The sequence below is a fragment of the Rhodococcus sp. GB-02 genome, from assembly GCF_053470465.1.
Genome location: NZ_JBPUKE010000005.1, coordinates 217,139 through 236,521, shown reverse-complemented (window position 1 = coordinate 236,521; position 19,383 = coordinate 217,139). Strand labels below are relative to the sequence as shown.

The window sequence follows — 19,383 nt, the reverse complement described above, 5'->3', positions numbered from 1 at the left end:
TTCCGCTGAATTTCCTGGTGATGCGGGCATTGGATCTGTACTTGCTCGAACGGACAGAAACTGGGTGATGCTCGTCGTAGCGGCGAGTGCGACTTCGTGAGCGATGCGCTGCGCTCGGACTTTGACGAAAACTGAGGAATGCGCCTCACACCATCGAGATCACACGCCGGAAACTATCGCTGCGCTCCTGGCCGCTTGTGCGGCAGGCACCGCTGCGGTCGTTGCCGTCGACCCGCCAGCGAGTGCGTCGCCGATCTCTACCCGGCCGCGTTGTCCGACAGCTTCTACACCTCGCCCGCCGATCTGACCGACCACCGACCTGGTGACGTTCTCGCTGCGCAACCAGCACCTGACCTCCTCGCAGTCCTTCTCACCCCATCGAAACAGTGAGCGCCCTACTCCTCTTCAAGCTGCGTGCGATGATCACCTCCCCCCTGATGACGACAGGTTACCGAACCGACACCCGCTTCCTCGAAGCATCAAATTGGATTTACACCACCCGCCAAGCGCATAAAATGCGGGACAGCCTGCAGTACAATAAGATTCGATTCAGATGCACATCACCGAAAGGCCCATAACCGTCGATGGACAAGGGATACTTCCGCACACAATGCCGCCACTGTGGCAACCTCGTCTACGAAGGACCCTGGATCCCACCCCAGCGGCGCCACCACATCCATCACGACCACCGAACAACCTGCACCAGCAGTGCTGAGCAACGTCACCCGCTACGACCACTGCTCAGCCTCGTCGGAGCCACCTCGGCCGAGCCCCACTGACCGCGCGCGCCCCGGCTTCACGTCACACCCTCGCGCAGCACGCGGCGAGGCAACTCAGCTAGCCGCTCACTGTCCGCCTGCTCCGGCTACGCCCAAGGGTGCAAGCTGACAGTTCCGTTTCACCGCAACCCTCGACGGGTAGCCAACTTCACGGCGGAGAGCTGCACACGCAACGAGTCGCCGACCAGGGCCTTCCCCAGGTGAGCACCAACCGGAAAACGGCCTGCGGCATCCCCACACGCGAGCAAGGGATACACCCGATTCGTCGGCTGCCACCACCAGCAGCCGGCGAATCGCCCACACCACACGACACTCGCTGCGCTCGACGACTTCCGTCTCACTAGTGTTTACGACCGCCGAGCCCGGAGTTCGTGACTTCTATCGGGATGGCGGGCCTATCGCCGCCCTCCGCCCATATTGCTTTACGTGACTGACTGTTTCGGCATTCCACGCCCGTCTGCGCCATGTCCGCGCTGACATACTCGCCTCCTGGAACCGATGCAGGAGACCAGACGAGACCGTCACCTTTCTTCAACGTCGACCTCGCAATGTAAAACTCAGGGGTAGTAACACCTGACCATCGTGCTCGCCGACGCGGGAGACGAATGGCGCACTGACGCGAGCGGGCTATCTGGTGACGTACTCGAATGTCCTGCCGGACGCCGGCGCAGAGAATACCGTGATCGTCGGTCCCGGCGATGCGGTGACCGGGCTCGGATGGTCCGCACCCGAAGGCCCGGACGAGGCCATAGCCCTCGGAAGATTCGAGGGCTCGCCGGTTGTGACGATCACCCAACCAAACGGTGATCTCATCTCCGGTTTCTGACCAGACCGGTGGTGTCCACGTCCGATTCCGATCGCAGCGACCCACAGGCGCTACGCACGGTACCTGCCGTCGGCAACGAAGTTCCCGTGGACTCGCTCGGCGCCGACACCACGGCCCGTGCAGATCACCGACAGCATCGCTGGCGGATCGGATACTCCCTCGCTGATCTGCCAAGGTCACTGTATTCCGCAATCGATTCGGGTCGTCATGCAGATTCCCTCGCCCCCGGACGATCTCACCTGGATCCTCGATGTTCAGCTCAACGGCCAACTCATCGAGTGTCGCCGACTCGACCGCACGATGGCGGCGACACCATCGCCGCCGTCGACGAGGCCGCCGGAACCTACCCCGGACGGATTGCTTGATCTGGCAACCGAGCTCGGTGAAATACGTGCCTGGCTACCTGTGCTTTCGACTACTGCGTAGCTACTTCACCTTGAGGTCGACCCTGAGCTTGATCTATCCGCCGATACACCCGCGCCGTGCCGGCGCACGGGCGCGTCACGCTGTTGCACGACTTCACCGTTCGAGACTTCGTCGGCCGTCAATCACCCCTAACAGGTGAAGTGAAACATGCCCACCGCGCTCCACACTGTCGGTATGGCTACGACATCGAATGCGGCATCCGAGTCAATCATCCGCCAGCAGAAGGCACTCCTCGAGAGTCTGCCGTTCTCCGATACGCAGGATTTCGACGACGCACACCGCGGCCTTGTCGGCCGCCGCCAACCGAACGCGGTCACCGCCGAGGACGGAACCGTCCTCTGGGACAACGACACCTATTCGTTCCTGCAAGGCGACGCACCCGACACCGTCAATCCGAGTCTGTGGCGGCAATCCCAACTCGTTGCCATCGCCGGATTGTTCGAAGTAGTCCCGGGCATCTATCAGGTCCGCGGAATGGACTTGTCGAATACCTCCTTCATCGAAGGTGACGAGGGGGTCATCGTCATCGACACCTTGCTCTGCGCCGAAACAGGTAAAGCTGCCCTCGAACTCTATCGAGAACATCGCGGCGACCGGCCGATCAAAGCGATCATCTACACCCACTCGCACGTCGACCATTTCGGGGGTGTCAAAGGTTTCGTCTCGCAAGAGGAAGTTGACTCCGGGGCGGTGAAAATCATTGCACCGGAAGGATTCGTCGAACACGCCGTCTCCGAGAACGTCTACGCGGGAACCGCGATGGGGCGACGCGCCGGCTACATGTACGGCGCTGCACTGGCCCGCGGCCCACAGGGACAGGTTGGCGGCGGATTGGGACAGACCGTGTCCATCGGAACCGTCACGCTCATCGCTCCCACCGACATCGTCACCACCACCGGACACGAGGACACCATCGACGGCGTGCGCCTCGTCTACCAAATGGCGCCGGATACCGAAGCGCCCTCGGAGATGTTGATCTACCTCCCCGATTTCAAGGCGCTGTGCGCCGCCGAAGACGCGACCCACACCTTCCACAATCTGCTGACCTTGAGAGGCGCCGTCGTGCGTGATCCCCACGGCTGGTCGCAGTACCTCACTGAAACCATCGACATGTTCGGTGACGACGTCGAAGTCGTCTTCGCCTCGCACCACTGGCCGACCTGGGGCAAGGAACGTGTCGTCGACTTCCTGTCTACCCAGCGCGATCTGTACGCCTATGTGCACGATCAGACGCTGCGCATGATCAACCAGGGCCTCACCGGACCTGAAATCGCCGAGCGGATCCAGTTGCCACCCTCGCTCGAGAATGCCTGGAGCGCAAAAGGTTACTACGGTTCGATCAGCCATAACGTCAAAGCGATCTATCAGCGCTACATCGGCTGGTTCGACGGTAATCCGGCCAGTCTGTGGGAACACACACCGGTCGAACAATCCATTCGATACGTCGAATTCATGGGTGGTGTCGACGCGGTCGTCACGAAAGCCCGCGACTCGTTCGACGCCGGCGATTACCGTTGGGTCGCACAGGTACTCAATCACGTTGTGTTCGCGGAACCTGACCACGCCGGAGCAAAAGCGCTGCTGGCCGACGCCTACGAGCAACTCGGCTACGGTGCCGAAAACGGTACCTGGCGCAACTGGTATCTCTCCGGTACCACAGAACTGCGTGACGGCCAGTTCGGCACCCCGACCGAAACCGCCGCGCCCGACGTCGTCGGCCAACTGACCCCGGCGATGCTCTTCGACGCCATCGCCATTCAAGTCAACGGCCCCGAGGCGTGGGACGAGCGACTATCCATCGACATCGTGCTCACCGACGTGGACGAACGCTACCGACTACGACTTGCCAACGGCGTGCTCACCTACACCGCTCACAATCAGAAGGGCTCCGCCGACGCCACACTGACCACGACCAAACGAGCCCTACCTGCCTTGGCACTCGGAGGACTCTCTGCCGATGGACTCGCGGACGCGGGCATCGAAATCAGCGGCGACGCCTCTGTTCTCGGCCGCCTGGCAGCGGTGCTCGAACCAGGTGACAAGAACTTCGCGATCGTCACCCCGGAACGGCCGAGCTAACCCGCACTCCTCACCCGGGATTCTGCGTAACGGCGAAGACTCCCGGGCGAGGGGTTCGTGAATGACCAATCGACACCGGTCACCTCGCTGAACTTGGTCTGACCCGGTCCTGTCGCCACCATCCGCAGACCTGCACCGATCAAGGAGTGAACATGAACGGAATCGCGGTCCTACTGGTCGGGCTCCTGCTCTGCTTCTACGGCATCCGCTCCCTGCACCTGGGTGTGTTGGCCATCGGTTTCGGGCTCGGCTGGATGATGGCGGACCTCTTCCACGCCTCACTGACTGCGCTGCTGCTGTTCGGACTCATCGGCGCTGTCAGCGCCTGGATCGTGACCACTCTCGTCTTCAAGTTCTCCGCCTACTTCATCGGCGGGCTCGCCGGCGCGATGGCCGGCGCCCGCACCGCCGACGTGCTTCAACCCGGAGACAACGACTGGGCTTTGAGTGCGATCGTCATACTCGCCGTCGCGGTCGCCGCAGCCTTCCTGGCAGACAAATACCGCGCCCGAGCACTACTGTGGCTCACCTCCATCGGAGGTGCAAGCATGATCCTCAACGGGCTGGGACGGACCACGGACGCGCTCGAATTCCTCCGAAGCCCACAGCCAGGCTGGCAACAGATCTTCGCCACGGCCGCGTGGATCGCGCTCAGCGTCGCCGGATGGATCGTCCAGCGACACCTCTTCGCAGAGAAGCTCGGAGTAAAGAACACTCTAGTTGGTAGCACCAGTCCCTAGGCCGAAAGGTCCTGAATCCCTCCAGGACCTTGTGCGGTCGACTCCCCTGCATGCACCCTTAGCGTCATTACCCACACATGCAGTGATCCCCCACACATGCAGTGGCCAAATACTTTTCGAAACTCAACCCAGCGAACCCCCCAAGTGCAAATCGATTCGTCATCGCTGGGTTCGGATATTTCCGAGCATCTCGGCACTGCTCGATAGGGCGCAGACATCACCTGTATCGGTCGACCGATCAGCTCACCTTCGACTCCCATGAGAACGCCAAGACCGGCTACGCAAATCACTCGCAGAAGCCCGTTTAGCGAAAGGCCTAAAAAACTCGAATCCAACAGGCAGCACTTCGGTGTCGAAACGGTGCTCCGCCCACGCGCGGTGCGCTTTCACCTGCGAGTGCACACCGAAGGCTTCGATGTCGGCCCGGGTCAGATTGCGACGACGGGCGATGCGTTCGGCGGCCTCGAATTGATCGGGCATGTCGATGTTCCAGGAGGCAGGACGACGAGGTCCGGCATGCACACCGACATTGGCGCCGAGGGGCACCCGGCTCATCGCTTCGACGCCACAGCCGATCCCGACGTCGAGCGCATCGGTGGCGATCAGACCGGCGATCAGATGGGTCGACTGTTGGGCGGAACCGCATTGGCAGTCGATGGTGGTACACCCGGTCTGCCAGGGAAGACCGGCATGCAGCCATGCGGTCCGCGTCACGTTGTTGGACTGTTCGCCAGCCTGCGTGACGCACCCCCCGATGACTTGTTCGACGAGCATCGGATCGAGTCCCGCACGATCGAGTAGCCCTCGTTGAGCGGCTCCCAGCAGTTCGGCGGCGTGCAGACCCGAGAGCCATCCTCCGCGCTTTCCGATGGGAGTGCGTACCGCTTCCACGATCACAGGATTTCCCATGTGTTGTCGTACCTCCTCGAGTAGCAAAAATTATTAGAACGTGTTTGTCCTTTTCAGGGCGACGAATAAAGCTATACCACAACATGTTTCAAATCACTGACGCCCCTTTTCTGAAACATGTTGTGCTTTGAGTCTTCGCCATGGCCGACACTTCCCGCTCTGCGCCGACGAATACCCACGCAAATTGCTAAGATTCGCAAGTACCACAACCGGTGGGAGCTTCTGCGCTCGATTCGCAGGGGCAGGACAGCGGCGCGCCACACCTACGCGCATGCCGCCGATCCGACTCGAGTGACAGGAGGCGTCGTGGTTGTGAACTCGCGCCAGCCGCTTTATCAGATGAAGGCCGATTTCTTCAAGACGCTGGGACACCCCGCACGTATTCGCGTCCTCGAGCTCTTGAGCGAGCGTGAGCATGCCGTCTCGGAGATGCTTCCCGAGGTAGGGATCGAGCCGGCCAATCTGTCGCAGCAACTGTCCATTCTGCGTCGAGCAGGTCTGGTGACTGCGCGGCGGGAAGGGTTGTCCGTCTCATACGCTCTGACGTCGCCGCGTGTCGCCGATTTGTTGACCACGGCGCGCGCCATCTTGACCGGGATGGTCGCCGGCCAGGCCGAAATGCTGGTCGAGGAGATTCCGGAGCCGCCCGCTCTGGCCGGTAAGGCACGGTAGGGCGCACATCATGCAGGACTAGTTCCTGCACTTATCCACCAGTTGCGAAATTGCTAAAGTACGTACATTGTAGAACTGGTAACCGGACGACCGGTTGATCGATTCGAAAGAGGTGGCGTGCGGTGACGACCAACGACGTCCATCCGAACAGTGCAGTCTTGAGCCGCGGCGATGTCGCGGTGGTGGGAGTTGCGGCGGCCCGATCGCATCGCGCCGCGGTCAGGACGCGGTCACCGTGGGAGGCGATGGAGGACTACGCCACCATGATCTGCGACCGGACTGCACTGCACGCAGTTCGGTTGCCCTTGGCGACGGCGGACGTCAACACCGTGATCGCCCGTGTACTGAGCCTGCGACCGCGGATCTCCGCTGCCTTCGTCGGCGGACTGGACGCGAATGCTGCCACAGCCGTGCAGCACGGGGTCGCCGAGCGTGGCGGCCCGCTGGTCGTCACCGAGATCGACGTCGTGACAGCAACATTGACCGCGATGACGATTTCGGCGCTGCGGAACCTCGTCGTGGGGCCGCGGGTAGGGCAAGTGATGATCACCGGGGCCCATCGAGCTCCGATGCTCGGGCCGACGTTGTTGATGTCCGGTGTCGCCGGTATCAGCAGCTGGCGTGCGAGTGATGCGCACCAGTTTCCGCTGCGCCGACTGATGGAACACAACGATGTTCTCGTCGATCTCGATGGCTGCGTGGGCGATTCGGTGCCCGCGCGGCAAGTGGTGAGCATGCCTGGTGACACTTTCGATCACGGCGCGGTCGTTCTTCCCGGATTGCTCGGTGTCCTCTGCGGCCATGGCGTCACGGTTCTGACCGCCGAGATGATCGCTGCCTGCGCGCGCTCACTGGCGTTGATCACCCCTGTGGGGTGCACTCTCCCGTCCGCGGACGAGCGGATGCTGCTCTCCTCCATCGCCAGGCAGGTCACCAAATCTCTCGGCCACGCCCCTCCATACAGCACCCACCTGCACTGATCGTATTTCCCGTCTATCCCGCTCGGACAGGTGCGTACCGCGCACCGAACACATGTCAGGAGAACACAGTGACAACCCATATCGACTCCGACCCGATTCGTCTCGGCGCGCTTCGTGCCGACATCGCGGCCTGGGTGGCCGAGGTCGAGGACCTGACCTCACCGCGAGAGGTGGTCTGGTGTGACGGGTCCGGCGCCGAATGGGATCGCCTGACCGATCTGCTCGTCGACAAAGGCACGTTCGTGCGCCTGGACCGCAAGCCGAACTCGTTCCGGTGTGTCTCCGATCCCGAGGACGTCGCCCGGGTCGAGGACAGGACGTTCATCTGTTCCCAGTCACGCGAGGCTGCCGGTCCGACGAACAATTGGATGGACCCGCTCGACATGAAAACGGTCATGACCGAGCACTACCGCGGCGCGATGTCGGGGCGCACGATGTATGTCATCGCGTTCTGTATGGGGCCCCTCGATGCCCCGGAACCGAAATTCGGGATCCAGATCACGGACTCCGAATACGTCGCCGTGTCGATGCAGATCATGACCCGATCCGGGACACCGGCCTGGGAAGCGCTGGCCGCAGATGTCGAGTACGTCAAATGCCTGCACTCGGTCGGCGCACCCCTCTACGACGGGCAGGTCGACGTCCCGTGGCCGTGCGATCACACCAAGTACATTTCCCACTTCCCCGAAGAACGCATCATCTGGAGCTACGGTTCGGGCTACGGTGGCAACGCGCTGCTGGGGAAAAAGTGCTACTCCTTGCGGATCGCGTCGAAAATGGCCAAAGACGAGGGTTGGCTGGCAGAGCACATGCTCATCCTCAAGCTCACCTCCCCGGACGAGGTGGTGCACTACATCGCCGCGGCATTCCCGTCCTCGTGCGGTAAGACGAACATGGCGATGCTCGATCCCACGCTCGAGGGGTGGACCGCGGAAACGATCGGTGACGACATCGCCTGGATGCGGTTCGGTGACGACGGCCGACTCTACGCCGTCAATCCCGAAGCCGGTTTCTTCGGTGTCGCCCCCGGTACCAGCACCGCGACGAACCCACATGCCATGGCGACGATCGAGAAAGGGAACTCCATCTTCACCAACGTCGCCCTGACCGACGACGGCGACGTGTGGTGGGAAGGGATGACCAAACAGCCCCCGGCGCATCTCCTCGATTGGCAACAGCGCGAGTGGACTCCGAAATCGGGAACACCGGCCGCACACCCGAATTCACGTTATTGCACCCCGATCGCACAGTGCCCGACAGTGGCGCCGGAATGGAACGACCCGGCAGGGGTTCCGATCTCGGCGATCTTCTTCGGAGGCCGGCGCGCCACCACCATGCCGTTGATCACCGAATCCTTCGACTGGCAGCACGGCGTCTTCCTCGGTTCGACACTCTCCTCGGAGACCACGGCCGCCGCAGCCGGCGCCGTCGGGGTGGTACGCCGCGACCCGATGGCAATGTTGCCGTTCCTGGGCTACCACGTCGGGGACTATTTCCAGCACTGGCTCGATATCGGCGCGCGCACCGATTCCTCGAAGTTGCCGAAGATCTTCTACGTGAACTGGTTTCGCCGCGGCGACCACGACGAGTTCCTGTGGCCCGGCTTCGGAGAAAACTCGCGGATTCTCAAGTGGGCGCTCGAACGCGTCGACGGAACCGGTGACTCCGAGGCGACCCCGATCGGTCACGTTCCGACCCTCGATGCCTTGGATCTGACCGGACTCGACCTTCATCGCCCCACCATTGCCGCTGCGTTGAAGGTCGACCCGGCGGAGTGGGCGGCCGAACTTCCCCTCATCGATCAGTGGTACGCCACGATCGGCGGCAACAGACTCCCCGACGCGCTGCGTGAAGAGTTGCGTGCCTTGCGTCAACGACTGTCGACATTCGATTACGAACTCACCGACGAGGCCCCGTCCCGCGACACGCATTTCCGGCGTGTGCGCACCCGCGCCGACGACTGCTGACCCCCGAGCAGGGCTGCCAGCGCATCTCACGTCGAGTCTCTCGCGCTGGAGGCCCTCACCGAAGGTCCCGATCCGGTCAAGTTGCCCCTCAACCTCCCGGATCGGGATCTTCTGACGTGAGACCGAACGTGGTGATCTCCCACCCAGAGCGCCGTCAACTCGACGAGCGCAGCGGGGAGCCCAGGACAGCCGTCGACAACGCCCGCTCCCCACACCATGGGCACACGTTTCCGCCCGGCGTCACCGCGGACCGACGGCACAACCTGGCACATTCGCGGCACTGCAGCAACGGCGCGCTCAGCAGTCCGCGCAGTGGTGTTACACGCATCACCGCTCCCTTCATCTGGTTACTTGCTAATATTAGCAAGTAACCAGACAGGCTTCCACTTTCTTCTCGCAGTACCGAGGAACCTTATGACCGCTACGCCCGCACCGAATTCCACTCCGTCCCCGCAGAACTCGCTCGGCCGCGCTGCCCAGGCCGTACGGGACCTGTTGCCGCGATGGAGCGAATGGAGTTCGTCGCTGCGCGCACCCGGCGCGGATCTGCTGGCCGGCCTGATCGTGGCACTGGTCGCTCTTCCGCTGGCCTTGGGATTCGGCATCTCCACCGGGCTCGGGGCGGCGGCCGGGCTGACCACAGCTGTCGTCGCCGGCGCCGTCGCCGCTGTCTTCGGCGGCTCCCGGTTCCAGGTGTCCGGGCCGACCGGGGCCATGACCGTGGTCCTGGTTCCCATCGTTCACGAATACGGCGGATCCGGTGTCCTGGCGGTCGGGTTGATCGCCGGCATCGTGCTGGTGGTGTTGGCGTTCGCCGGAGTGGGGCGGGCCGTGCGTTTCATGCCGGCACCGGTCATCGAAGGGTTCACCGCTGGTATCGCCGTGGTCATCGCCCTCCAACAGATCCCGGCCGCTCTGGGTATCACCGACGCCGAAGGGGACAAGGTGTGGCGCAGCGCAGCGGACGCGGTCGCCAAATTCGTCGCGCACCCCTCGATTCTCACCCCGGCAACAGCGCTCGCGGTGGCCGTCGCCATCCTCGTCGGCGGACGCTACTTCCCCAAGGTTCCGTTCTCGCTCGTCGCCGTGGCTGTCGCGACGTTGGCCGCGCAACTGCTGCACCTCGACATCGCCCGCATCGGTGAAATCCCCTCCGGCATCGCCGCACCCACACTGAACTTTCTGCATCTAGGGGATCTGACCTCGCTGGTGGCCCCGGCCCTGGCAGTGGCCGCGCTGGCCGCCCTCGAATCACTTCTGTCGGCGACCGCGGCGGATTCGATGGGAGTCGGGACCCGCCACAATCCCGACCGGGAATTGTTCGGACAGGGGTTGGCGAACATCGCCGCACCCCTGTTCGGCGGCGTCCCGGCCACCGGCGCCATCGCTCGCACGGCCGTCAACGTTCGCTCCGGCGCGCGCAGTCGCCTCGCCGCACTCACCCATGCCGTCATCTTGGCCGCGATCGTCTACCTGGCATCGACCATGGTCGCCGAGATACCCCTGGCCGCTCTCGCCGGGGTACTGCTGGCCACCACCGTGCGCATGGTCGAAACAGCCTCGATCATCGCCATCGCGCGCGCCACCCGAGCCGACACCGCGGTCATGGGCGCAACGTTCCTGGTCACCGTCGCACTCGACCTCGTCACCGCGGTCGCGGTCGGTGTCGCATTCGCCGCGATCCTGGCACTGCGCGCAGTGGCGAAATCGGCCAAGATCGAACAAGTCCCACTCGATGACGACGGGCACCAGAGCGAAGAACACGAACTGCTCCGTGAACACATCGTCGCCTACCGCATCGACGGCGCCTTGTTCTTCGCCGCCGCTCACCGCTTCCTGCTCGAATTGGCGGACGTCTCCGACGTCAAGGTCGTCATCTTGCGCATGTCACGGGTGACCGCGATCGATGCCACCGGCGCCATCGTCCTCAAGGACGCCATCGACAAACTCGAACACCGCCATATCACCGTCTTGATTTCCGGTATGAAACCGGACCACCTCCGGCCACTGAAAGCCCTCGGTGTCTTCACCACCTCCGACAGCGAACGCCGACACATCTTCTCCGACACACCACGCGCCATCGAATACGCCCGCATGCTGGTGCTTCCGAGGAACCAGTACCTATCGATGAACATCGAGGAATGAAACACCATGTCCCAGAACGGAACCATCGCACATCCCACCTTCGCCCAGCACCTCAAGTACCTCGCCGGACGCACCCTGCCGGACGAGTTCATTCCGTGGGTGATCGAGGACATCACCGGCCCCGGCGCCGCCCGCCGCTACGCGACACGGTGCATCGTCCCCTTGCTGCCGATCCTGCTGGGGCTGTTGCTGATCCCCGGCCCCTGGATCATCCGGATCAGCATGGTGCTCCTGCTCTTCCTGCCCTTCGTCTATTTCCTTCTCGCCTTGAAAAAGATCTACCTGCGGCACCGTCTGGTCAGCCACGGATTGAGCCCCGCGCTCCTCGACGTGCACGAGAAAAAGAAAATGGACGAGGAAAAGCAGGCCTACGAATCCCGCTACCGCCCATGACAGCGCGGCCGTTGACGGCGAATGATCCGATGAATCCGCCCCTTCCCTCCCTGACCGCGGCGATGGCATCCGCTGCCGCTGTGGTGCTGGCGATGACCGCAGTGTTCTACATCCTCACTGCCTGAACAGACGCACGACAACATCCGATAACAGGCCATTTCACCGACGCGGTCTCGGCAATCGACCCCCGAGACCGTCGCAAAAGACTGGAGAACGCGTTGAACACGACCACTGTGATTGTTGCGGGAGCTCGTACCCCGATGGGTCGACTCCTCGGATCGTTGAAAGACCTCTCCGGGTCCGACCTCGGCGGCATCGCCATCAAAGGCGCCCTCGACAAGTCCGGAGTCGCCCCCGAACAAGTCGACTACGTCATCATGGGACAGGTCCTCACCGCCGGCGCCGGCCAGATGCCCGCCCGCCAAGCCGCCGTCGCCGCCGGCATCCCCATGAACGTCCCCGCCCTGAGCATCAACAAAGTGTGCCTCTCCGGCATCGACGCCATCGCCCTCGCCGACCAACTCATCCGCGCCGGCGAATTCGACATCGTCGTCGCCGGCGGGCAGGAATCGATGTCCCGCGCACCCCACATGCTCGAAAAAAGCCGCGAAGGCTTCAAATACGGCGACGTCACCCTCCGCGACCACATGGCCTACGACGGCCTCCACGACATCTTCACCGACCAGGCCATGGGCCTGCTCACCGAACAAGTCAACCAACAAGAAACCACCCACATCACCCGCGCCGAGCAGGACGCCTTCGCCGCCGCCTCACACCAGAACGCGGCCCGCGCCTGGAAAGACGGCTACTTCGACAACGAAGTAGTCCCCGTCTCCATCCCCCAACGCAAGGGCGAGCCGATCGTCTTCGCGCAGGACGAAGGCATCCGCGCCGACACCACCACCGAATCCCTCGGCAAACTGCGTCCCGCGTTCAGCAAGGACGGCACCATCACCGCCGGCTCCGCCTCCCCGATCTCCGACGGCGCCGCCGCCGTGATCGTGATGAGCAAAACCAAAGCCGAAGAACTCGGCCTGACCTGGATCGCGGAAATCGGCGCCCACGGCGTCGTCGCCGGACCCGACTCCACCCTCCAGTCCCAACCCGCCCGCGCCATCGCCAAGGCCTGCGCCAAGGAAGGCATCGACCCCACCGACCTCGACCTCGTCGAAATCAACGAAGCGTTCGCCGCCGTCGGGATCGCCTCCACCCGCGAACTCGGCCTCGACCCCGCCAAGGTCAACGTCAACGGCGGCGCCATCGCCGTCGGACACCCCCTCGGCATGTCCGGCGCCCGCATCGCCCTGCACCTCGCCCTCGAACTGCAACGCCGCGGCGGCGGCATCGGCGCAGCCGCACTCTGCGGCGGCGGCGGACAAGGCGACGCACTCATCATCCGCGTCCCCAAGGCGTAAGCGTCCACGTGTGCACGGCCGACGAGTCACCAGAACCCGGGCAAGGTTTCGTCGGTGTATCGCGGCCGGTGGCGGGCACGTCGACTCTGCCTCAGCGCCGTGAACCCGGCGAGACGTGTCACGAATCGAAGAATCAGTATGCCGAACAAGGAAGAGGATGGCCCCCGTGAACAATGCACTGCCGCCGTGCCCACAATGCTCCAGCGAATACAGTTACGAGATGGGGGCGCACTGCGTGTGCCCCGAATGTGCTCACGAATGGATATCTCACCAGGGATCGCAGATTGTCGACCGGTCCATCGTTGTCGACTCCGTCGGAAATGAGCTTTCCGACGGGGACGCGGTCACCGTTGTGAAGAACTTGAAAGTCAAAGGCAGTCCGACAGGAATAAAAGCTGGAACCAAGGTGCGTAACATACGCCTGGTCGACGGTGCCGACAACCACAATATCGAATGCAAAATCGCCGGAATCGGGTCGATGCAACTGAAATCCGAGTTCGTCAAGAAAGCATGACAACCCAGGCGAGGCTACGGCGCGGTGAGGAATTCTCGTGTCCATGATCCGGGTACATGTGGTCTTCGCCGTTCTCGCGGTCCTGGGCCTCGCAGTTGCCGCGCCCTACGCTGCTCTGGCTTGCACGGCATCGCCATACCGGCGCTGTCGGCGGTGGGTGCTCGCGTGTTTCGGGTTTGTGATGATCGCTGTCGCGGCGATAGGCATTGTCGTCACCGGCATCTAGCCCGCCGCATTCCGTGCGTTGGCACATCGGGTCGTGTCGATACGAGTCCGGTCTGGGAGATTCGCCGTCACAGATACTCACCGACGAAATGTGTGCGCCAGATTGTCTTCGAAGATTTTCGCGCACGGCGACGAACGTGGTTGTCCGGTCGGTACGGTCTTTTCCCGTTCCGGAATCACGCTTGTCGAGTGAGCGCGCGTCGGTATCGTCGTCGAGGTATCGCGAGAAGAACAGTAGCGAACCGCTGATGACGTAGACCAGGACCAGAGGAGGAAATTTCACCGCCGGCGCCGCCAACGCCGCGGTCGATATCGTGACGAATACCGTACGACGGATGACGTGTCTGATGTTCGTATTCCTCTCTCCTCTATCCCGTTTCACCGCTCACATACCCCCACTGAACGTCGGGACGGCTCGGGTGATCCTCGCTTGAGAGGCTCGGCGAGGATCACCGCCGTGGATACGACTGGATCAGAGAAGTTCGAGGATGGTGGCGTTCGCTTGCCCACCGCCCTCACACATGGTCTGCAATCCGTAACGCGTTCGTGTGTTTCGCATGTGATGGATCATCGTCGTCATCAAGCGTGCACCACTACCACCGAGGGGATGCCCTAATGCGATCGCTCCGCCGTGCGGATTGAGCCGCTTCGGGTCTGCCCCTGTTTCGGCCAGCCAGGCAAGGGGCACCGTGGCAAAGGCTTCGTTGACCTCGAAAACTCCGATATCGGACAACGTCAAACCGCTGCGCCACAAGGCTTTCTCCGTGGCCGGAATCGGTGCGGTCAGCATGATCACCGGATCGGCGCCCGCCAGGACGGCAGTATGGACTCGAACGATCGGTGTCAGCCCCAACTGCGTGGCCTTCTCGCTGGTCATCATCAACAGTGCGGCCGAACCGTCGGAAATCTGGGAACTGTTTCCCGCCGTCACCACCCCGGTGTCGGAGAACGCGGTCTTGATCCCGGCCAGGGTTTCCGGCGTTCCGCCGCGGCGGATCCCCTCGTCGCGGGCGATCTTGGTGCCGTTGGCGAGCACGATCGGCAGGATCTGGTCGTCGAAGCATCCGTCGTCTTGCGCGTGCGCGGCTTTCGCATGCGAGGCGAGCGCGAAAGCGTCACATTGACGGCGCGACAGACCCCACTGCTCGGCGATCATTTCCGCACCGACCCCTTGCGAGGGGGCGACGCCGTGATAGCGCGCCAAGAACCAATCTCCCAGGGGATTCATCCCGCCGGACGAGGATCCCATCGGAACCCTGCTCATGGATTCGACGCCACCGGCGACCACCACGTCGTACTGGCCTGCAATCAACCCTGCGGCAGCGAAATGCACCGCCTGCTGTGATGACCCGCACTGCCGGTCGATGGTCACCCCGGTGACGGTGTGCGGCCACCCGGCCGCCAATACGGCGGTCCGTCCGATATCACCGGTCTGCTCACCGGCCTGACTGACGCATCCCCAGATGACATCGTCGACGACTGCGGGATCGAGGCCGGTGCGATCGGCCAGCCCCACCAGAATCTGGGCCGACAAATCGGCCGGATGAATGGTCGAGAGCACTCCGTTACGGCGACCCAAAGGGGTTCGCACGGCTTCGACGATCACTGCATCGCGCATTGTGTGTTCCTTCATCCATCAGCCGGCGAGATGCCCGGCTTCCCTCGGAGCTCACCAAACCCATGCGACCGAGTTGGTCACCGAGAGTCGCAAGCATCCCTGACCACAGCTACTTGCTAATCTTCTTAACTAGATATTATGGCAAGATGGCGTGAGCTTAGCCCTACCTGTCCGAGAGCACCAGAAGCCGAACACCACCCGTTCATTCGAAGGGACGTCATTGATGGCCAGCACGCAGGAAACCATCGTCACCGAGCTCGCACAGATCGTCGAAGAGGTCACCGGAATCGAACCGTCCGAAATCGGTATCGGCACGTCCTTCGTCGACGATCTCGGTATCGACTCACTGTCCATGGTGGAAATCGCGGTACAGACCGAAGACAAGTACAGCGTGAAAATTCCCGACGAGGATCTGATGGGTCTGCGCACGGTCGGCGACGTCGTGGACTACATCCACACCCTCGAAGCTGCGGCAGCGCTCGAACTCGCCGCGCCGAGCAGCGACAGGTGAGCACCACCGAGGCACGCTCCTGGCTCGGCCGCGCACCCAACGTCGTCGTCACCAGCCTCGCAGCGACCACATCGGTCGCCGGGGACGTCGCCGGCACATGGAGGGCGCTCCTCGCGGGAGAGAGCGGAATCGGTCTTCTCGACGATTCGTTCGTCGAGGAATTCGACCTGCCGGTCCGTATCGGCGGTCACTTGAAGGTCTCTCCGGACGATGCCCTCACCCGGGTGGAGATCCGGCGGATGAGTTGGCCGGCGCGGGTCGCGTTGACACTCGCTCGCACGGCATGGATCGACGCGGGCTCACCCGACGTCGACAGGGATCGTCTGGCTGTGGTCATCGGCACCGGACTCGGAGGCGGCGACACCCTGATCGATGCGGTCGACCGGCTCAGAACCGGCGGCTACCGCAAAGTGTCCCCCTTCGCAGTGCAGATGGTCATGCCCAACCGCCCCTCCGCGACGGTGGGCCTCGAACTCGGCGCCCGCGGCGGGGTGATGACCCCGGTGTCGGCATGCTCGTCAGGCGCGGAAGCCATCGCGCAGGCTTACCGGATGATTGCGATGGGTGACGCCGACATGGTCGTCGCCGGCGGAGTCGAAGGCCGCATCGATTCGTTTTCCATCGCCAGCTTCGCCACGATGCGCGCGCTGAGCTCGAACAATGCCGACCCTGCCGGTGCGTCGCGTCCGTTCGACAAGGACCGGGACGGTTTCGTCTTCGGCGAGGCCGGAGCGCTGATGGTCCTCGAAACCGAGACGCATGCCCTCGCACGCGGTGCGACGATCCATGCGCGTCTGCTCGGCTGCGGTACCACCTCCGACGGTTACCATCTTGTCGCTCCCGACCCCACCGGCCGCGGAGCCGCTCGCGCGATGACCCACGCCATTCAGCGAGCCGGGCTGACACCCGCCGACATCACCCACGTCAATGCCCACGCCACCGCCACCCCGGCCGGCGACATCGCCGAAGCACAGGCCATCACCACAGCGGTCGGCACACACGCGGCGATCTACGCCCCGAAATCTGCCCTCGGGCACTCCGTCGGAGCCGTCGGAGCGCTCGAAGCGGTTCTCACCGTCCTCGCCGTCCGCGACGGCGTCATTCCCCCCACACTCAACCTCGACACGCTCGACCCGAGGATCGACCTCGACGTGGTCACGACAGCGCCGCGCATCGGCCCCGTCGACTATGCCGTCAACAATTCCTTCGGCTTCGGAGGACACAACACCGCTCTCGTCTTCGCTCGCCCTTGACCCACCTCACGAAAACAGGACCCATGCCGACCGTCACCCTCAACCATGTTCCCGTCAACTACGTCGTCACCGGCTCCGGCCCGCGTGTACTGCTGATCATGGGAGCCGGCAGCCCCGGCCGAGTATGGAACACCTACCAGGTTCCTGCACTGGTGAAAGCCGGCTTCGAAGTCGTCACGATGGACAACCGCGGAATCTCGAGCATGGCCGGAATCGACGGGATGAGCATCGCCGACCTCGCCGCCGACGCAGCGGCACTGATCGAACATCTCGGCGGACCCGCCCACGTGATCGGCACATCACTGGGCTCACGAGTAGTACAAGAGCTGGCGATCACCCGCCCCGAACTGCTCGCCAAAGCGATCATGCTCGCCGCCACCGGCCGACCACACCCCGTCGAAGCCGCCCTCAACCGCGGACAAAAGGCCCTCCACCAGGCAGGGATCGACTTGCCCCCTTCCTACACCGCGGCCATCAGCGCGGTGCTGAACCTCTCCCCGCACACCCTCGCCGATCCGCAGAAGGCCCAGGAATGGCTCGACATCTTCGAATACTCCGCCCCCACCACCACCTCTGCCGGTGTCCGCGCCCAGACCGCGATGGATCGATCCCACAATCGACTGACCGATCTCGCCGCGATCCAAGCACCGACCCCCGTCATCGGATTCGGTGACGACCGCTTGACCCCGCCGGCGCAGGGCATCGAAGTCGCCGCAGCCATCCCCGGTGCCCGATACGAACAAATCGCCCAGTGCGGTCACTTCGGCTACCTCGAGCGACCCGAGGAGGTCAACGCTCTGTTGATCGCTTTCCTCCACGGCCGGCCCTTGCCGCAGCAGCCATGACGGACCGGCACCTTCCCTGCCGCAGCGAGCGACTGTCCGCACGCGGCGAGAACACACCACCTCAGGACAACATGACCGCTGATCACCCCGACCTCGACGCACCCAACCGACAACACGCCACGAATCCGATGCTGCCGGCCGGCGGGAAAGTTGTTGTGATCACGACAGATCCGATGTGGAGTCTCCTGCGTAGATTGCACCGCAACCGCAGGACCTGGGGTGAGGGATACGCCGCGCTCATCCGCTACCGCACCGCACTACGCGCGGAGCACACCGCACTCTCGTTCAACGACGTTCCGCGGTTGGTCGAAACCATTCTCGCGCTCCCGGATCACGTCGAGACCGTATTCCTGATCGGACTGCCGCCCTACGGGACCGCGATCGTTCAGCACGAAGTGGCTGCACATCACGGCCCCCTCGTCATCGCGGACAACGAGACCATGACCGCGTCACTCGCGGCCCTGACGCTGACCGCCCTCGACAGGCAAGGCGTGTGGCCGTGGATGGCGACTGTCTACATTTCGCAGTCCCGGCACGCGCCACTACTCGAAGATGTGCTGACCCAGTGCGGCATCGGCACCGTCACCGACATCGATACCACCAACTCAACACGCGAGGACACCCGCCGGATCATCGAACAGTGCGATGTGTTGATCGACTTGTCCACCACCGAGAAATCGATCTCACCTCTTCGGTGCATTCGCCCGCCAGCAGATCCCTTCGAATACTCGTCGTTGCCGCTCGCGGGCCTGCTCAGTGCAGGCTGCGGTCACCGCATCACCATGATGACCCCGAATCTGATCGCCGCATCGGCACGCGCTCTGCACTCGCGCACCGCCGCGCACCGCTTCCTACCGGACATCACCGATCGCACCCTCGTGCGAACGGTCTCCGAGCACGTCGGAGCAGCTATCACGGTCTCCGCGCTTCACACCAGGCTCCAGCGATGAGAACCCGACCACCGGTGCACCGCCACGGAACAGCACCACCTCGACCCGCAGTAGTGGCCGCACGAAAAGCCGTGACCCTGCGCAGGGTATTACACCGAAGTTCGTTCCGACACCGCACAACTCGACAGACTCCGGA

General features: G+C 63.3%; 20 protein-coding genes and 1 pseudogene. 16 read left to right on the top strand and 5 right to left on the bottom strand.

The window, feature by feature from the left end; translation table 11 throughout:
* Positions 1 to 159: 159 nt before the first annotated feature.
* On the bottom strand, positions 160 to 342 hold the full coding sequence (locus ACSW29_RS30215; RefSeq protein WP_128637843.1) for a hypothetical protein: 183 nt from the start codon (positions 340 to 342) through the stop codon (positions 160 to 162).
* Positions 343 to 1,413: 1,071 nt separating this feature from the next.
* Between ACSW29_RS30215 and ACSW29_RS30210 the strand changes: the two genes are divergently transcribed.
* The 4 genes from ACSW29_RS30210 to ACSW29_RS30195 all read left to right on the top strand — a co-directional run bounded on the left by ACSW29_RS30210 (position 1,414) and on the right by ACSW29_RS30195 (position 4,850).
* A complete protein-coding gene (locus ACSW29_RS30210) occupies positions 1,414 to 1,605 on the top strand; it encodes a hypothetical protein (protein WP_042920127.1) in 192 nt (63 codons plus the stop codon).
* Positions 1,606 to 1,722: 117 nt separating this feature from the next.
* Complete coding sequence (locus ACSW29_RS30205; protein ID WP_058228373.1) at positions 1,723 to 2,031, top strand: hypothetical protein; 309 nt, start codon at positions 1,723 to 1,725, stop codon at positions 2,029 to 2,031.
* Between the two features lie 174 nt (positions 2,032 to 2,205).
* A complete protein-coding gene (locus ACSW29_RS30200; protein WP_042920323.1) occupies positions 2,206 to 4,110 on the top strand; it encodes an alkyl/aryl-sulfatase in 1,905 nt (634 codons plus the stop codon).
* A 152-nt stretch (positions 4,111 to 4,262) separates the two neighbouring features.
* Positions 4,263 to 4,850 (top strand): DUF4203 domain-containing protein, encoded by a 588-nt coding sequence (locus ACSW29_RS30195; protein WP_058228374.1) that lies wholly within the window; start codon positions 4,263 to 4,265, stop codon positions 4,848 to 4,850.
* A 333-nt stretch (positions 4,851 to 5,183) separates the two neighbouring features.
* Here ACSW29_RS30195 and ACSW29_RS30190 read toward each other — a convergent pair.
* Positions 5,184 to 5,759: pseudogene (locus ACSW29_RS30190) on the bottom strand (thiolase family protein); the annotation flags it as partial.
* A gap of 306 nt (positions 5,760 to 6,065) precedes the next feature.
* Between ACSW29_RS30190 and ACSW29_RS30185 the strand changes: the two are divergent.
* The 3 genes from ACSW29_RS30185 to ACSW29_RS30175 all read left to right on the top strand — a co-directional run bounded on the left by ACSW29_RS30185 (position 6,066) and on the right by ACSW29_RS30175 (position 9,378).
* A complete protein-coding gene (locus ACSW29_RS30185) occupies positions 6,066 to 6,431 on the top strand; it encodes an ArsR/SmtB family transcription factor (protein ID WP_019747233.1) in 366 nt (121 codons plus the stop codon).
* Between the two features lie 122 nt (positions 6,432 to 6,553).
* Positions 6,554 to 7,411: a hypothetical protein gene (locus tag ACSW29_RS30180; protein WP_448278973.1), complete on the top strand. Its 858-nt coding sequence runs from the start codon at positions 6,554 to 6,556 to the stop codon at positions 7,409 to 7,411.
* A gap of 68 nt (positions 7,412 to 7,479) precedes the next feature.
* Complete coding sequence (locus ACSW29_RS30175) at positions 7,480 to 9,378, top strand: phosphoenolpyruvate carboxykinase (GTP) (protein ID WP_042920139.1); 1,899 nt, start codon at positions 7,480 to 7,482, stop codon at positions 9,376 to 9,378.
* A gap of 154 nt (positions 9,379 to 9,532) precedes the next feature.
* Here the strand turns inward: ACSW29_RS30175 and ACSW29_RS30170 are convergent, their stop codons facing one another.
* Positions 9,533 to 9,706, bottom strand: coding sequence for a hypothetical protein (locus tag ACSW29_RS30170; RefSeq protein ID WP_154606736.1), 174 nt, complete (start codon positions 9,704 to 9,706; stop codon positions 9,533 to 9,535).
* Positions 9,707 to 9,792: 86 nt separating this feature from the next.
* Here ACSW29_RS30170 and ACSW29_RS30165 point away from each other — a divergent pair, with 86 nt between their 5' ends.
* The 5 genes from ACSW29_RS30165 (at position 9,793) to ACSW29_RS30145 (ending at position 13,845) form a co-directional block, all read left to right on the top strand.
* Positions 9,793 to 11,523, top strand: coding sequence for a SulP family inorganic anion transporter (locus ACSW29_RS30165; RefSeq protein ID WP_042920142.1), 1,731 nt, complete (start codon positions 9,793 to 9,795; stop codon positions 11,521 to 11,523).
* Between the two features lie 6 nt (positions 11,524 to 11,529).
* Positions 11,530 to 11,916, top strand: coding sequence for a DUF5313 family protein (locus tag ACSW29_RS30160; RefSeq protein ID WP_042920144.1), 387 nt, complete (start codon positions 11,530 to 11,532; stop codon positions 11,914 to 11,916).
* Complete coding sequence (locus ACSW29_RS30155) at positions 11,913 to 12,041, top strand: hypothetical protein (protein WP_257784574.1); 129 nt, start codon at positions 11,913 to 11,915, stop codon at positions 12,039 to 12,041. Before ACSW29_RS30160 ends, ACSW29_RS30155 begins: the two co-directional genes overlap by 4 nt.
* Before the next feature lie 93 nt (positions 12,042 to 12,134).
* The gene (locus tag ACSW29_RS30150; protein WP_042920147.1) at positions 12,135 to 13,331 is read left to right on the top strand and encodes an acetyl-CoA C-acetyltransferase; all 1,197 of its coding nucleotides are present in this window, start codon (positions 12,135 to 12,137) and stop codon (positions 13,329 to 13,331) included.
* 166 nt (positions 13,332 to 13,497) lie between these two features.
* Positions 13,498 to 13,845: a zinc ribbon domain-containing protein YjdM gene (locus ACSW29_RS30145; protein ID WP_042926495.1), complete on the top strand. Its 348-nt coding sequence runs from the start codon at positions 13,498 to 13,500 to the stop codon at positions 13,843 to 13,845.
* Here ACSW29_RS30145 and ACSW29_RS30140 read toward each other — a convergent pair.
* Entirely contained in the window at positions 13,832 to 14,353 is a 522-nt protein-coding gene (locus ACSW29_RS30140; RefSeq protein WP_042926483.1) for a hypothetical protein, read from the bottom strand. The two genes, ACSW29_RS30145 and ACSW29_RS30140, sit on opposite strands and share 14 nt — an antisense overlap.
* Before the next feature lie 189 nt (positions 14,354 to 14,542).
* Positions 14,543 to 15,688, bottom strand: coding sequence for a thiolase family protein (locus ACSW29_RS30135; RefSeq protein WP_042926492.1), 1,146 nt, complete (start codon positions 15,686 to 15,688; stop codon positions 14,543 to 14,545).
* Between the two features lie 223 nt (positions 15,689 to 15,911).
* Between ACSW29_RS30135 and acpM the strand changes: the two genes are divergently transcribed.
* Genes acpM through ACSW29_RS30115 form a run of 4 tightly spaced genes read left to right on the top strand, consistent with a single transcriptional unit; the run spans position 15,912 to position 19,247 of the window.
* Complete coding sequence (gene acpM / locus ACSW29_RS30130; protein ID WP_042926481.1) at positions 15,912 to 16,199, top strand: meromycolate extension acyl carrier protein AcpM; 288 nt, start codon at positions 15,912 to 15,914, stop codon at positions 16,197 to 16,199.
* Entirely contained in the window at positions 16,196 to 17,452 is a 1,257-nt protein-coding gene (locus tag ACSW29_RS30125) for a KasA/KasB family beta-ketoacyl-ACP synthase (protein ID WP_042926479.1), read from the top strand. Before acpM ends, ACSW29_RS30125 begins: the two co-directional genes overlap by 4 nt.
* Positions 17,453 to 17,475: 23 nt before the next feature.
* Positions 17,476 to 18,297: an alpha/beta fold hydrolase gene (locus ACSW29_RS30120; RefSeq protein WP_042926476.1), complete on the top strand. Its 822-nt coding sequence runs from the start codon at positions 17,476 to 17,478 to the stop codon at positions 18,295 to 18,297.
* Positions 18,294 to 19,247, top strand: a complete 954-nt coding sequence (locus ACSW29_RS30115) for a hypothetical protein (RefSeq protein ID WP_042926474.1) — start codon at positions 18,294 to 18,296, stop codon at positions 19,245 to 19,247. The genes ACSW29_RS30120 and ACSW29_RS30115 overlap by 4 nt, the downstream gene beginning before the upstream one ends.
* Positions 19,248 to 19,383 lie beyond the last annotated feature (136 nt).

Excerpts from the sequence above, each read along its gene's own strand:
- ACSW29_RS30200 (WP_042920323.1), top strand. The coding sequence starts at position 2,206 with ATGGCTACGACATCGAATGCGGCATCCGAGTCAATCATCCGCCAGCAG.
- ACSW29_RS30195 (WP_058228374.1), top strand. The coding sequence starts at position 4,263 with ATGAACGGAATCGCGGTCCTACTGGTCGGGCTCCTGCTCTGCTTCTAC.
- ACSW29_RS30170 (WP_154606736.1), bottom strand. The coding sequence starts at position 9,706 with ATGCGTGTAACACCACTGCGCGGACTGCTGAGCGCGCCGTTGCTGCAG.
- ACSW29_RS30165 (WP_042920142.1), top strand. The coding sequence starts at position 9,793 with ATGACCGCTACGCCCGCACCGAATTCCACTCCGTCCCCGCAGAACTCG.
- ACSW29_RS30160 (WP_042920144.1), top strand. The coding sequence starts at position 11,530 with ATGTCCCAGAACGGAACCATCGCACATCCCACCTTCGCCCAGCACCTC.
- ACSW29_RS30155 (WP_257784574.1), top strand. The coding sequence starts at position 11,913 with ATGACAGCGCGGCCGTTGACGGCGAATGATCCGATGAATCCGCCCCTT.
- ACSW29_RS30135 (WP_042926492.1), bottom strand. The coding sequence starts at position 15,688 with ATGCGCGATGCAGTGATCGTCGAAGCCGTGCGAACCCCTTTGGGTCGC.
- acpM (WP_042926481.1), top strand. The coding sequence starts at position 15,912 with ATGGCCAGCACGCAGGAAACCATCGTCACCGAGCTCGCACAGATCGTC.
- ACSW29_RS30120 (WP_042926476.1), top strand. The coding sequence starts at position 17,476 with ATGCCGACCGTCACCCTCAACCATGTTCCCGTCAACTACGTCGTCACC.
- ACSW29_RS30115 (WP_042926474.1), top strand. The coding sequence starts at position 18,294 with ATGACGGACCGGCACCTTCCCTGCCGCAGCGAGCGACTGTCCGCACGC.